This window comes from Shigella sp. FC1567, assembly GCF_001743015.1.
In the GTDB taxonomy this organism is placed as follows: Bacteria; Pseudomonadota; Gammaproteobacteria; order Enterobacterales; family Enterobacteriaceae; genus Escherichia; species Escherichia coli.
The window spans coordinates 20,798-34,936 of sequence record NZ_MIIV01000502.1 but is presented as its reverse complement, the minus strand read 5'-3'; the positions used below and the strand labels follow the sequence as shown (position 1 = coordinate 34,936).

The 14,139-nt window shown below is 52.9% G+C and carries 13 protein-coding genes and 1 pseudogene; 12 read left to right on the top strand and 2 right to left on the bottom strand.

Annotation, left to right across the window (positions count from 1 at the left end):
* Window positions 1–115: 115 nt before the first annotated feature.
* The 6 genes and pseudogenes from hcp to BHE85_RS21420 all read left to right on the top strand — a co-directional run bounded on the left by hcp (window position 116) and on the right by BHE85_RS21420 (window position 8,186).
* Window positions 116–1,767, top strand: a pseudogene (gene hcp, locus BHE85_RS21445) (hydroxylamine reductase).
* An 11-nt stretch (window positions 1,768–1,778) separates the two neighbouring features.
* Window positions 1,779–2,747: an NADH oxidoreductase gene (gene hcr / locus BHE85_RS21440; RefSeq protein ID WP_000178675.1), complete on the top strand. Its 969-nt coding sequence runs from the start codon at window positions 1,779–1,781 to the stop codon at window positions 2,745–2,747.
* Window positions 2,748–2,879: 132 nt separating this feature from the next.
* On the top strand, window positions 2,880–4,598 hold the full coding sequence (gene poxB, locus BHE85_RS21435) for a ubiquinone-dependent pyruvate dehydrogenase (RefSeq protein ID WP_000815362.1): 1,719 nt from the start codon (window positions 2,880–2,882) through the stop codon (window positions 4,596–4,598).
* Between the two features lie 36 nt (window positions 4,599–4,634).
* Window positions 4,635–5,636: a low-specificity L-threonine aldolase gene (gene ltaE / locus BHE85_RS21430; protein WP_000566373.1), complete on the top strand. Its 1,002-nt coding sequence runs from the start codon at window positions 4,635–4,637 to the stop codon at window positions 5,634–5,636.
* A gap of 10 nt (window positions 5,637–5,646) precedes the next feature.
* A complete protein-coding gene (locus tag BHE85_RS21425; RefSeq protein ID WP_001136554.1) occupies window positions 5,647–7,077 on the top strand; it encodes an SDR family oxidoreductase in 1,431 nt (476 codons plus the stop codon).
* A 98-nt stretch (window positions 7,078–7,175) separates the two neighbouring features.
* Window positions 7,176–8,186, top strand: coding sequence for an NAD-dependent epimerase/dehydratase family protein (locus BHE85_RS21420; protein ID WP_004982202.1), 1,011 nt, complete (start codon window positions 7,176–7,178; stop codon window positions 8,184–8,186).
* Here BHE85_RS21420 and amiD read toward each other — a convergent pair.
* Together amiD and BHE85_RS21410 are read right to left on the bottom strand one after the other, a co-directional pair.
* Window positions 8,183–9,013 (bottom strand): N-acetylmuramoyl-L-alanine amidase AmiD, encoded by an 831-nt coding sequence (gene amiD, locus BHE85_RS21415; protein WP_001255167.1) that lies wholly within the window; start codon window positions 9,011–9,013, stop codon window positions 8,183–8,185. The genes BHE85_RS21420 and amiD overlap by 4 nt on opposite strands.
* Window positions 9,010–9,333 carry a heavy metal-binding domain-containing protein gene (locus BHE85_RS21410; protein ID WP_001160737.1) on the bottom strand — a complete coding sequence of 108 codons (324 nt, stop codon included), beginning with the start codon at window positions 9,331–9,333 and terminating at the stop codon, window positions 9,010–9,012. Before BHE85_RS21410 ends, amiD begins: the two co-directional genes overlap by 4 nt.
* A gap of 125 nt (window positions 9,334–9,458) precedes the next feature.
* Here BHE85_RS21410 and BHE85_RS21405 point away from each other — a divergent pair, with 125 nt between their 5' ends.
* The 6 genes from BHE85_RS21405 (at window position 9,459) to artJ (ending at window position 14,081) form a co-directional block, all read left to right on the top strand.
* Window positions 9,459–9,974: a lipoprotein gene (locus BHE85_RS21405; protein ID WP_001270744.1), complete on the top strand. Its 516-nt coding sequence runs from the start codon at window positions 9,459–9,461 to the stop codon at window positions 9,972–9,974.
* Between the two features lie 216 nt (window positions 9,975–10,190).
* On the top strand, window positions 10,191–10,919 hold the full coding sequence (artP, locus tag BHE85_RS21400; protein ID WP_000027205.1) for an arginine ABC transporter ATP-binding protein ArtP: 729 nt from the start codon (window positions 10,191–10,193) through the stop codon (window positions 10,917–10,919).
* Window positions 10,920–10,936: 17 nt separating this feature from the next.
* A complete protein-coding gene (artI, locus tag BHE85_RS21395; protein ID WP_000756569.1) occupies window positions 10,937–11,668 on the top strand; it encodes an arginine ABC transporter substrate-binding protein ArtI in 732 nt (243 codons plus the stop codon).
* A gap of 6 nt (window positions 11,669–11,674) precedes the next feature.
* The gene (artQ, locus tag BHE85_RS21390) at window positions 11,675–12,391 is read left to right on the top strand and encodes an arginine ABC transporter permease ArtQ (RefSeq protein ID WP_001001705.1); all 717 of its coding nucleotides are present in this window, start codon (window positions 11,675–11,677) and stop codon (window positions 12,389–12,391) included.
* Window positions 12,391–13,059 carry an arginine ABC transporter permease ArtM gene (gene artM / locus BHE85_RS21385; RefSeq protein WP_000464491.1) on the top strand — a complete coding sequence of 223 codons (669 nt, stop codon included), beginning with the start codon at window positions 12,391–12,393 and terminating at the stop codon, window positions 13,057–13,059. The genes artQ and artM overlap by 1 nt, the downstream gene beginning before the upstream one ends.
* Before the next feature lie 290 nt (window positions 13,060–13,349).
* Window positions 13,350–14,081 (top strand): arginine ABC transporter substrate-binding protein ArtJ, encoded by a 732-nt coding sequence (gene artJ / locus BHE85_RS21380; protein ID WP_001295905.1) that lies wholly within the window; start codon window positions 13,350–13,352, stop codon window positions 14,079–14,081.
* Window positions 14,082–14,139 lie beyond the last annotated feature (58 nt).

Here is a 14,139-nt window from a genome sequence, read left to right as displayed (position 1 = left end):
CAAAATTGCGCTAAATCAATCTCCCTTAAAGTTGCATGAAAAATCCCTTTTATCCCCGCGTTAAGCGTCTTAACCTTAAACATGTATATTAAATATAACTTTAAAAGGTGTGATCATGTTTTGTGTGCAATGTGAACAAACTATCCGTACTCCGGCAGGAAACGGCTGCTCATACGCGCAGGGGATGTGTGGTAAAACGGCGGAAACTTCTGACCTTCAGGATTTACTCATCGCGGCGCTGCAAGGGCTTTCTGCCTGGGCGGTAAAAGCGCGTGAATACGGCATCATCAACCACGATGTTGACAGCTTCGCGCCACGTGCCTTTTTCTCAACCCTGACCAACGTTAACTTCGATTCTCCGCGTATTGTCGGCTACGCTCGTGAAGCGATTGCCTTGCGCGAGGCGCTGAAAGCACAATGCCTGGCTGTAGATGCCACGCGCGCGTCGATAACCCGATGGCTGACCTGCAACTGGTGAGCGATGATCTCGGCGAGCTGCAACGTCAGGCAGCAGAATTTACCCCTAACAAAGATAAAGCGGCGATTGGCGAAAACATTCTCGGCCTGCGTCTGCTGTGCCTGTATGGCCTGAAAGGTGCGGCGGCCTATATGGAACACGCGCATGTTCTCGGTCAATACGACAACGATATTTATGCCCAGTACCATAAAATCATGGCGTGGCTGGGGACCTGGCCTGCCGATATGAACGCGCTTCTTGAGTGTTCAATGGAAATCGGCCAGATGAACTTCAAAGTGATGAGCATTCTGGATGCAGGCGAAACCGGTAAATACGGTCACCCGACGCCAACCCAGGTCAACGTCAAAGCGACGGCGGGTAAATGCATTCTGATTTCCGGTCACGATCTCAAAGATCTCTACAACCTGCTGGAACAGACCGAAGGCACGGGCGTTAATGTCTACACCCACGGCGAAATGCTGCCTGCGCATGGCTACCCGGAGCTGCGTAAATTCAAGCATCTGGTCGGTAACTACGGCAGCGGCTGGCAGAATCAGCAAGTGGAGTTCGCTCGTTTCCCTGGCCCCATCGTGATGACCTCGAACTGCATCATCGACCCAACCGTAAGCGCTTATGACGATCGTATCTGGACCCGCAGCATTGTTGGCTGGCCTGGCGTGCGTCATCTGGACGGTGATGATTTCTCTGCGGTTATCACCCAGGCGCAACAGATGGCAGGCTTCCCGTACAGCGAAATTCCGCACCTTATCACCGTGGGTTTTGGTCGCCAGACGCTGCTTGGCGCTGCTGATACGCTGATTGATCTGGTGAGCCGTGAAAAACTGCGTCATATCTTCCTGCTTGGTGGCTGTGACGGCGCACGCGGCGAGCGCCACTACTTCACCGATTTCGCCACCATCGTGCCGGATGACTGCCTGATCCTGACCCTCGCCTGTGGTAAATATCGCTTTAACAAACTTGAGTTTGGCGATATCGAAGGTCTGCCGCGTCTGGTAGATGCAGGTCAATGTAACGATGCTTACTCAGCGATTATTCTGGCTGTCACTCTGGCAGAGAAACTGGGCTGTGGTGTGAACGATCTGCCGCTGTCGCTGGTGCTCTCCTGGTTTGAACAGAAAGCGATCGTCATTCTGCTGACGCTGCTTTCTCTGGGCGTGAAAAATATCGTCACCGGCCCGACTGCACCTGGTTTCCTGACACCAGACCTGCTGGCGGTGCTGAACGAGAAATTCGGCCTGCGTTCTATCACCACTGTTGAAGAAGACATGAAGCAACTGTTGAGCGCGTAAGGAGTTTGTCGATGACGATGCCAACGAATCAATGCCCGTGGCGGATGCAGGTTCATCACATTACGCAAGAAACGCCGGATGTGTGGACGATTTCCCTGATTTGCCACGATTACTACCCATATCGCGCCGGGCAATATGCACTGGTCAGCGTGCGAAACTCAGCGGAAACGCTGCGTGCTTACACCATTTCCTCCACGCCAGGCGTGAGTGAATATATCACCCTGACCGTGCGGCGGATTGATGACGGTGTCGGCTCCCAGTGGCTGACGCGCGATGTAAAACGCGGTGATTATCTCTGGCTTTCGGACGCGATGGGGGAATTTACCTGCGACGATAAAGCAGAAGATAAATTCCTGTTGCTGGCGGCAGGCTGCGGCGTCACGCCGATTATGTCGATGCGTCGCTGGCTTGCGAAGAACCGTCCACAGGCCGATGTGCGGGTGATCTACAACGTGCATACGCCGCAGGATGTTATTTTCGCCGATGAGTGGCGTAACTATCCGGTAACGCTGGTGGCAGAAAATAACGTTACCGAAGGCTTTATCGCTGGTCGTCTCACTCGAGAACTGCTGGCAGGTGTACCTGACTTAGCTTCACGTACCGTGATGACCTGCGGCCCGGCTCCGTATATGGATTGGGTAGAGCAGGAAGTGAAAGCGCTCGGCGTGACGCGTTTCTTTAAAGAGAAATTCTTCACCCCAGTAGCAAAAGCGGCGACCAGCGGTCTGAAATTCACCAAACTGCAACCGGCACGAGAATTTTACGCCCCGGTTGGCACCACGCTACTGGAGGCGCTGGAAAGCAATAACGTTCCGGTTGTCGCTGCCTGCCGTGCGGGTGTTTGCGGCTGCTGTAAGACAAAAGTGGTTTCCGGTGAATATACGGTGAGCAGTACAATGACGCTGACCGACGCCGAAATCGCTGAAGGTTACGTACTGGCCTGCTCCTGCCATCCGCAGGGGGATTTGGTTCTCGCATAATCGCCTTATGCCCGATGATATTCCTTTCATCGGGCTATTTAACCGTTAGTGCCTCCTTTCTCTCCCATCCCTTCCCCCTCCGTCAGATGAACTAAACTTGTTACCGTTATCACATTCAGGAGATGGAGAACCATGAAACAAACGGTTGCAGCTTATATCGCCAAAACACTCGAATCGGCAGGGGTGAAACGCATCTGGGGAGTCACAGGCGACTCTCTGAATGGTCTTAGTGACAGTCTTAATCGCATGGGCACCATCGAGTGGATGTCCACCCGCCACGAAGAAGTGGCGGCCTTTGCCGCTGGCGCTGAAGCACAACTTAGCGGAGAACTGGCGGTCTGCGCCGGATCGTGCGGCCCCGGCAACCTGCACTTAATCAACGGCCTGTTTGATTGCCACCGCAATCACGTTCCGGTACTGGCGATTGCCGCTCATATTCCCTCCAGCGAAATTGGCAGCGGCTATTTCCAGGAAACCCACCCACAAGAGCTATTCCGCGAATGTAGTCACTATTGCGAGCTGGTTTCCAGCCCGGAGCAGATCCCACAAGTACTGGCGATTGCCATGCGCAAAGCGGTGCTTAACCGTGGCGTTTCGGTTGTCGTGTTACCAGGCGACGTGGCGTTAAAACCTGCGCCAGAAGGGGCAACCACGCACTGGTATCATGCGCCACAACCAGTCGTGACGCCGGAAGAAGAAGAGTTACGCAAACTGGCGCAACTGCTGCGTTATTCCAGCAATATCGCCCTGATGTGTGGCAGCGGCTGCGCGGGGGCGCATAAAGAGTTAGTTGAGTTTGCCGGGAAAATTAAAGCGCCTATTGTTCATGCCCTGCGCGGTAAAGAACATGTCGAATACGATAATCCGTATGATGTTGGAATGACCGGGTTAATCGGCTTCTCGTCAGGTTTCCATACCATGATGAACGCCGACACGTTAGTGCTACTCGGCACGCAATTTCCCTACCGCGCCTTCTACCCGACCGATGCCAAAATCATTCAGATTGATATCAACCCAGCCAGCATCGGCGCTCACAGCAAGGTGGATATGGCACTGGTCGGCGATATCAAGTCGACTCTGCGTGCATTGCTTCCATTGGTGGAAGAAAAAGCCGATCGCAAGTTTCTGGATAAAGCGCTGGAAGATTACCGCGACGCCCGCAAAGGGCTGGACGATTTAGCTAAACCGAGCGAGAAAGCCATTCACCCGCAATATCTGGCGCAGCAAATTAGTCATTTTGCCGCCGATGACGCTATTTTCACCTGTGACGTTGGTACGCCAACGGTGTGGGCGGCACGTTATCTAAAAATGAACGGCAAGCGTCGCCTGTTAGGTTCGTTTAACCACGGTTCGATGGCTAACGCCATGCCGCAGGCGCTGGGTGCGCAGGCGACAGAGCCAGAACGTCAGGTGGTCGCCATGTGCGGCGATGGCGGTTTTAGCATGTTGATGGGCGATTTCCTCTCAGTAGTGCAGATGAAACTGCCAGTGAAAATTGTCGTCTTTAACAACAGCGTGCTGGGCTTTGTGGCGATGGAGATGAAAGCTGGTGGCTATTTGACTGACGGCACCGAACTACACGACACAAACTTTGCCCGCATTGCCGAAGCGTGCGGCATTACGGGTATCCGTGTAGAAAAAGCGTCTGAAGTTGATGAAGCCCTGCAACGCGCCTTCTCCATCGACGGTCCGGTGCTGGTGGATGTGGTGGTCGCCAAAGAAGAGTTAGCCATTCCACCGCAGATCAAACTCGAACAGGCCAAAGGATTTAGCTTGTATATGTTGCGCGCAATCATCAGCGGACGCGGCGATGAAGTGATCGAACTGGCGAAAACGAACTGGCTAAGGTAAAAAGGGTGGCATTTCCCGTCATAATAAGGACATGCCATGATTGATTTACGCAGTGATACCGTTACCCGACCGAGCCGCGCCATGCTCGAAGCGATGATGGCCGCCCCGGTTGGGGACGACGTTTACGGAGACGACCCTACCGTTAATGCTCTGCAGGACTATGCAGCAGAGCTTTCCGGTAAAGAAGCCGCCATTTTTCTGCCTACCGGCACTCAGGCCAACCTGGTCGCTCTGCTCAGTCACTGCGAACGTGGCGAAGAGTATATTGTCGGTCAGGCCGCGCATAACTATCTGTTTGAAGCCGGTGGCGCAGCGGTGCTGGGCAGTATTCAGCCGCAACCCATCGACGCGGCAGCCGACGGCACGCTACCGCTGGATAAAGTGGCGATGAAAATCAAACCCGACGATATCCATTTCGCCCGCACCAAATTACTCAGTCTGGAAAACACCCACAACGGCAAAGTGCTGCCGCGTGAATACCTGAAAGAAGCATGGGAATTTACCCGCGAGCGCAATCTGGCGCTGCATGTTGACGGTGCGCGCATCTTTAATGCCGTGGTGGCTTACGGCTGCGAACTGAAAGAGATCACGCAATATTGTGATTCGTTCACCATTTGCCTGTCGAAAGGTCTTGGGACGCCTGTCGGTTCATTACTCGTCGGTAATCGTGATTACATTAAACGTGCCATCCGCTGGCGGAAAATGGCCGGTGGCGGGATGCGTCAGTCCGGGATTCTGGCTGCCGCCGGGATGTATGCCCTGAAAAATAACGTCGCACGGTTGCAGGAAGATCACGACAACGCCGCCTGGATGGCGGAGCAACTGCGTGAAGCAGGCGCGGATGTGATGCGTCAGGACACTAATATGCTGTTTGTTCGCGTCGGGGAAGAAAATGCTGCCGCGTTAGGCGAATACATGAAAGTGAGAAACGTGCTGATTAACGCCTCGCCGATTGTCCGCCTGGTGACGCATCTTGACGTCTCGCGCGAACAACTGGCGGAAGTCGCCGCCCACTGGCGCGCATTCCTGGCGCGTTAAGGAGAGAGACGTGCCGCAACGCATTTTAGTTCTCGGTGCCAGTGGCTACATTGGTCAGCATCTGGTGCGCACACTCAGCCAGCAAGGGCATCAGATCCTGGCGGCGGCACGTCATGTCGACAGGCTTGCAAAGCTGCAACTGGCAAACGTCAGTTGCCATAAAGTCGATCTCAGCTGGCCGGATAACCTTCCGGCCCTGTTGCAGGATATCGATACCGTCTATTTTCTGGTGCACAGCATGGGCGAAGGCGGCGATTTTATCGCTCAGGAGCGCCAGGTGGCTCTCAACGTCCGCGATGCGCTACGTGAAGTACCAGTTAAGCAATTAATCTTTCTCAGTTCGTTGCAGGCCCCGCCACATGAGCAGTCGGATCATCTGCGTGCTCGTCAGGCTACGGCGGACATTCTTCGTGAAGCGAATGTACCTGTGACCGAACTTCGAGCCGGAATTATCGTTGGCGCAGGTTCAGCGGCGTTCGAAGTCATGCGCGATATGGTCTACAACCTGCCAGTGTTAACGCCGCCACGCTGGGTACGTTCACGCACCACGCCCATCGCGCTGGAAAACTTGCTGCACTATCTGGTGGCGTTGTTAGATCATCCGGCCAGCGAACACCGCATCTTCGAAGCCGCCGGACCAGAGGTGCTCAGTTATCAGCAACAGTTTGAACATTTTATGGCGGTGAGCGGCAAGCGCCGCTGGTTGATCCCCATCCCCCTCCCCACCCGCTGGATTTCGGTGTGGTTTCTCAATGTGATTACTTCCGTACCGCCCACCACCGCCAGGGCGTTGATTCAGGGGCTGAAACACGATCTGCTGGCGGATGATACCGCGCTACGTGCACTCATCCCACAACGGCTGATCGCTTTCGATGACGCAGTACGTAGCACGTTGAAAGAGGAGGAAAAACTGGTCAACTCCAGCGACTGGGGCTACGACGCTCAGGCCTTTGCCCGCTGGCGACCGGAGTACGGTTATTTTGCCAAACAGGCGGGGTTTACCGTTAAAACGTCCGCCAGCCTTGCTGCTTTATGGCAGGTAGTGAACCAAATCGGCGGTAAAGAGCGTTATTTCTTTGGCAATATTTTGTGGCAGACACGGGCGTTGATGGACCGCGCGATCGGTCATAAGCTGGCGAAAGGCCGCCCGGAGCGCGAATATTTACAGACTGGCGATGCGGTAGATAGCTGGAAAGTGATTGTCGTTGAACCGGAAAAACAACTTACGTTGTTATTTGGCATGAAAGCGCCGGGGCTGGGACGACTGTGTTTTAGCCTGGAAGATAAAGGCGACTATCGTACTATCGATGTCCGCGCTTTCTGGCATCCGCACGGTATGCCGGGGCTGTTTTACTGGTTATTGATGATCCCCGCGCATCTGTTTATTTTTCGCGGAATGGCAAAACAAATCGCCAGACTGGCAGAACAAAGCACAGATTAATCGACAAAACCTGCGTTATTCTTTCATGTTTCCCATTGCATCATGGGGGAAATCACGGAAGAATGCGCACGTTATTTTCTCAACAACAGTGGATTGATATGAAGGTACTGGTTACCGGCGCCACCAGCGGCTTAGGTCGAAACGCGGTAGAGTTTTTATGCCAGAAAGGCATCAGCGTGCGAGCGACCGGTCGCAACGAGGCAATGGGCAAATTGCTGGAAAAAATGGGCGCAGAGTTTGTTCCGGCGGATCTGACCGAGCTGGTTTCATCACAAGCTAAAGTGATGCTCGCGGGCATTGATACGCTGTGGCACTGCTCCAGCTTTACCTCACCCTGGGGGACACAACAGGCTTTCGATCTGGCTAACGTTCGCGCCACTCGCCGCCTGGGTGAATGGGCTGTCGCCTGGGGTGTGCGTAACTTTATTCATATCTCTTCCCCCTCCCTGTACTTCGATTATCACCACCATCGCGATATTAAAGAAGATTTTCGCCCTCACCGCTTCGCCAACGAGTTTGCCCGCAGCAAAGCAGCCAGCGAAGAAGTGATCAATATGTTTTCGCAGGCGAATCCACAAACGCGCTTTACTATTCTGCGCCCACAAAGTCTGTTCGGACCGCACGATAAAGTCTTTATTCCCCGTCTGGCGCATATGATGCACCACTACGGCAGTATTCTGTTACCGCATGGCGGCAGTGCGCTGGTCGATATGACCTACTATGAAAATGCCGTGCACGCAATGTGGCTGGCAAGCCAGGAAGCCTGCGATAAGCTACCTTCCGGGCGTGTGTACAACATCACCAACGGCGAGCATCGCACACTGTGCAGCATCGTGCAGAAGCTGATCGACGAGTTGAATATTGACTGTCGTATTCGTTCCGTCCCCTACCCGATGCTGGATATGATCGCCCGCAGCATGGAGCGTTTCCGCAAGTCAGCAAAAGAGCCGCCGCTGACCCACTACGGCGTCTCCAAGTTGAATTTTGACTTTACGCTGGATATTACGCGTGCGCAGGAAGAGTTAGGTTATCAGCCGGTCATCACCCTGGATGAAGGTATCGAGAAAACTGCCGCCTGGCTACGCGACCACGGAAAACTGCCGCGCTAATCCTGCCCGTATTTCTCCAGCAATGCTTCGGCAATCGCCTGAGTTTCTGCATCCGCTTCGCCGTTATATAACGTCGGGCGGAAATGCATCTGGAATGCCATAATCACGCGCCGCTGCTCGCGCGGTGTCATATCAGGTTTAACGTCATAACCGTAGCGCGCCAAAAGCTCCAGCAATGACGCGGTATCTACCGGTGTGTGCGGCGCGCGCCCGGCAAGGTAAAAGTTAACCCGCTGCGCATCCGGCCAGGCACCAATCCCCTGCTGCGCCAGTTGCTGCCAGGGAAATAATGGCCCCGGATCGTCTTTGCGCTGCGGTGCGATATCCGCATGTGCCACTACGTTTTCCGGCTTGATGTGATAACGGGCAATAATATCTTTCGCCAGTGGAATAAGCGCCTGAATCTGTGCCGGTTCAAACGGGGCAAAATATTTCACTCCGGCCGATTTTTGCCAGCCACGGTTTTCCAGCTCAATGCCAATAGAGGTGTCGTTAAGGCGCGTTGCCCCGCGCCAGGCGCTAATCCCCGCATGCCAGGCCAGTTCTTGTTCCGGCACCAGTTGCCAGATGCGCGGTTTACCGTTGTATCGCGGTGGTACCGCAGGGACCAGATAATGCGAGCTGACCTGCTTATCGGTCAGTGTCGCCAGCGAGCTATCAAAATCATCTGCGGTGTAGTGGATCACCAGCACTTTAATGCGCGGATACGCCGCCTGCGCCTGGCGTCGGGTATCAAGCTGATATCCCTCTTTCTCGACAATGCCTTTTTCGCCTGCACACCCTGCCAATAACAGAGCGGCAGCGACCAGCCAGAAGACTCTTCTCATCGACGCGTTTTCACCGCCGTACCGCTGACGCTAACCATCAGCATACTGCCGTTTTGCCCGACCGTTTCGTAGTCGATATCAATACCGACGACGGCATCGGCCCCCAGCGCCCGCGCCTGGGAGCCTAATTCCTCAAAGGCGATCTCCCGTGCTTTACGCAGTTCTTTTTCATACGCACCGGAACGTCCGCCAACGATATCGCGGATACCGGCAAAGAAATCACGGAAAATATTGGCACCTAAAATCGCTTCGCCGGTCACCACACCGCAATATTCAACGATGGTCTGGCCTTCCAGAGTTGGGGTTGTAGAAAATTGCATGATCGATCTCCTTGTTTGCTAAGCCTTCGATCTCAAAAGCATTATCAGACTGATACGCTATTATTGAAAGGATATCATTATTATCGTAGAACGCTTTCAGAGCGATCGCTTATAAGGAAATCATTATGCGCTACAGCAAATTGACAATGCTTATCCCCTGCGCACTGCTCCTCAGTGCCTGCACCACAGTCACTCCAGCTTATAAAGATAACGGCACACGCAGTGGTCCTTGCGTTGAAGGAGGCCCGGGTAACGTGGCCCAGCAATTTTATGACTACCGCATTTTGCACCGCAGCAACGACATCACCGCCTTGCGCCCTTATCTGAGCGACAAACTGGCGACACTGCTTAGCGATGCCTCCCGGGATAATAACCATCGGGAACTACTGACCAACGATCCATTCTCCAGTCGCACAACCTTGCCAGAGAGCGCCCGTGTTGCCAGTGCCTCAACAATCCCGAATCGTGATGCGCGAAATATTCCTCTGCGTGTGGATCTAAAACAGGGTGATCAGAGCTGGCAGGATGAAGTGTTAATGATTCAGGAAGGCCAGTGTTGGGTGATCGACGATGTACGCTACTTAGGCGGCAGCGTTCATGCCACGGCGGGTACGCTCCGTCAGTCCATCGAGAATCGCTAACGCCTTGATCAACCAATAAACCCCGTAAATTGTCCGGCATTTCGTGAGGAATGCGACATTTATGCTCGCCGACCACCGCCCCCGTTATTTTGTGCTATGTTTATTGAATAATGCGCTTTGCTTTTAACTTTTAAAGCAGAAATATTGCATAATTATTCTGTCAAAGGTACTATCTTCGACCTCAATAGCTATCAGACTGCCAGTATACGAGTGTCAATGAGTATTCAATTAAACGGCATTAATTGCTTCTACGGCGCGCATCAGGCGCTGTTCGATATCACGCTGGATTGCCCACAGGGCGAAACGCTGGTGTTACTTGGCCCCAGCGGCGCGGGTAAAAGCTCGCTGCTGCGTGTACTCAATCTGCTTGAGATGCCGCGCTCCGGTACGCTCAACATTGCAGGCAACCATTTCGATTTCACCAAAACCCCCTCTGACAAAGCGATTCGCGATTTGCGTCGTAACGTTGGCATGGTGTTTCAGCAATACAACCTGTGGCCGCATCTGACCGTGCAGCAAAACCTGATTGAAGCGCCCTGCCGTGTACTGGGGTTGAGTAAAGATCAGGCGCTGGCCCGTGCAGAAAAACTGCTGGAACGTCTGCGTCTCAAACCTTATAGCGATCGTTACCCGCTGCATCTTTCTGGTGGTCAGCAGCAGCGTGTTGCTATTGCCCGTGCGTTGATGATGGAACCGCAGGTACTGCTGTTCGATGAACCGACCGCCGCACTGGACCCGGAAATTACGGCACAAATCGTCAGCATCATTCGTGAGCTGGCAGAAACGAATATTACCCAGGTGATCGTCACCCACGAAGTTGAAGTGGCGCGTAAAACCGCCAGCCGAGTGGTGTATATGGAAAATGGTCATATCGTAGAACAAGGCGACGCGAGCTGCTTTACCGAGCCGCAAACCGAAGCATTTAAAAACTATCTCTCTCACTAAGATTCGGGATAACAACAATGAAAAAAGTTCTGATTGCCGCGTTAATTGCAGGTTTTAGTCTTTCCGCCACAGCTGCCGAAACCATTCGTTTTGCTACCGAAGCATCCTATCCTCCGTTTGAATCGATTGATGCAAACAACCAGATCGTTGGTTTTGACGTCGACCTGGCACAAGCGCTGTGTAAAGAGATTGATGCAACCTGCACTTTCTCTAACCAGGCGTTTGACAGCCTGATCCCAAGCCTGAAATTCCGTCGCGTAGAAGCCGTGATGGCGGGCATGGATATCACTCCGGAGCGTGAAAAGCAGGTGCTGTTTACCACCCCGTACTATGACAACTCTGCCCTGTTTGTGGGTCAGCAAGGCAAATACACCAGTGTTGATCAGCTGAAAGGCAAAAAAGTCGGCGTACAGAACGGGACGACACACCAGAAATTCATTATGGATAAGCACCCGGAAATCACTACCGTTCCGTATGACAGCTACCAGAACGCAAAACTGGATCTGCAAAACGGGCGTATCGACGGCGTCTTCGGTGACACCGCAGTGGTCACTGAGTGGCTGAAAGATAACCCGAAACTGGCGGCGGTGGGCGACAAAGTGACCGATAAAGATTACTTCGGCACTGGCCTCGGCATCGCGGTACGTCAGGGCAACACTGAGCTGCAGCAGAAACTCAACACTGCGCTGGAAAAAGTGAAGAAAGATGGCACTTACGAAACCATCTACAACAAATGGTTCCAGAAGTAATTCCTGATGAATGAATTTTTTCCTTTAGCAAGCGCCGCCGGGATGACCGTCGGCCTTGCCGTTTGTGCATTGATTGTCGGGCTGGCGCTGGCGATGTTCTTTGCGGTATGGGAGTCGGAAAAATGGCGTCCTGTCGCGTGGGCAGGTTCAGCGCTGGTAACCATTCTGCGTGGCCTGCCAGAAATTCTGGTGGTGCTGTTTATCTATTTTGGCTCCTCGCAGCTGCTGCTGACGCTTTCGGATGGCTTCACTATCAATCTTGGGTTCGTGCAGATCCCAGTGCAGATGGACATTGAGAACTTCGACGTTAGCCCGTTCCTTTGTGGTGTCATCGCTCTGTCACTGCTGTATGCCGCCTATGCCTCGCAAACGCTTCGGGGCGCGTTGAAAGCGGTGCCGGTGGGTCAGTGGGAGTCTGGTCAGGCGCTGGGGCTGTCGAAATCGGCTATCTTTTTCCGTCTGGTGATGCCGCAGATGTGGCGTCATGCGCTGCCTGGCCTCGGTAACCAGTGGCTGGTGCTGCTGAAAGATACCGCGCTGGTCAGTTTGATTAGTGTGAATGATTTAATGCTGCAAACAAAAAGCATCGCTACTCGTACCCAGGAACCATTTACCTGGTATATTGTGGCGGCGGCGATTTACCTGGTGATCACCCTGCTCAGTCAGTACATTCTCAAACGCATTGACCTGCGCGCGACACGTTTTGAGCGGAGGCCCAGCTAATGTTTGAGTATTTACCCGAACTGATGAAAGGGCTACACACCAGCCTGACGCTAACCGTTGCCTCGCTGATTGTGGCACTGATTCTGGCATTGATTTTTACCATCATCCTGACGCTGAAAACGCCGGTGCTGGTGTGGCTGGTGCGGGGTTATATCACGCTGTTTACCGGTACGCCGCTGCTGGTGCAGATCTTCCTGATTTATTACGGGCCGGGCCAGTTTCCGACTTTGCAGGAGTATCCGGCACTGTGGCATTTGTTGTCAGAACCGTGGTTATGTGCGCTGATTGCGTTATCGCTGAACAGTGCGGCGTATACCACGCAGCTGTTTTACGGTGCAATTCGTGCGATCCCAGAAGGTCAGTGGCAGTCCTGTAGCGCCCTGGGAATGAGCAAAAAAGATACGCTGGCGATCCTGCTGCCGTATGCCTTTAAACGCTCGCTCTCTTCTTATTCCAACGAAGTGGTGCTGGTGTTCAAAAGTACCTCTCTGGCTTACACCATTACGCTGATGGAAGTGATGGGATACAGCCAGTTGTTGTACGGACGCACCTACGATGTAATGGTGTTCGGTGCGGCAGGGATTATTTACCTGGTCGTCAACGGCCTGCTGACGCTGATGATGCGTCTGATCGAGCGCAAAGCACTGGCATTCGAACGGCGGAATTAATGTAGCTGCGTACATTCGCCGGGGGGTTTGTAGGTCTGATAAGACGCGCCAGCGTCGCATCAGACATCAGCACGGTGCCTGTGCCGGATGCGGCGTGGACGCCTTATCCGGCCTACATAGTGCATAAATTCTTATAATGAAGACGGACAACTCACTAAGTTATCCGTCGTTTTTTATTTCATTTAAATTATTTAATCATATTTATTGCATATAAATTCACTTGATGGCATTGTTATCCCATGCCGCAGACACGGCCAAAAATCATAAGATTGACAGACGGGAGTTCCATCATGAAAAAGTTAGTTCTTGCCGCTTTACTTGCTTCCTTTACTTTCGGTGCTTCTGCCGCAGAGAAAATCAATTTTGGCGTTTCAGCCACCTATCCACCCTTTGAATCTATAGGTGCTAATAATGAGATTGTCGGCTTTGATATCGATCTGGCAAAAGCCTTGTGCAAACAAATGCAGGCAGAATGTACTTTTACTAATCACGCGTTCGACAGCCTGATCCCGTCACTGAAATTCAGAAAATATGACGCCGTAATCTCCGGTATGGATATCACGCCCGAGCGTAGCAAGCAGGTATCGTTTACCACGCCCTACTATGAAAACTCAGCCGTCGTGATTGCCAAAAAAGATACCTACAAAACGTTTGCCGATCTGAAAGGCAAACGTATTGGGATGGAAAACGGCACCACGCACCAGAAATATATTCAGGATCAGCACCCCGAAGTGAAAACTGTCTCCTATGACAGTTATCAGAATGCCTTTATCGATCTGAAAAATGGTCGTATTGATGGGGTATTTGGTGACACAGCGGTGGTAAACGAATGGCTGAAAACCAATCCGCAACTGGGCGTTGCTACTGAAAAAGTGACCGATCCGCAATACTTCGGCACCGGTCTGGGCATCGCTGTACGTCCGGATAACAAAGCTCTGCTGGAAAAACTGAATAACGCGCTGGCAGCAATTAAAGCTGACGGTACATATCAGAAAATCAATGACCAGTGGTTCCCGCAGTAATTGAGACTGATGACAAAAGTAAGATTGCCTGATGCGCTGCGCTTATCTGGCCCACATC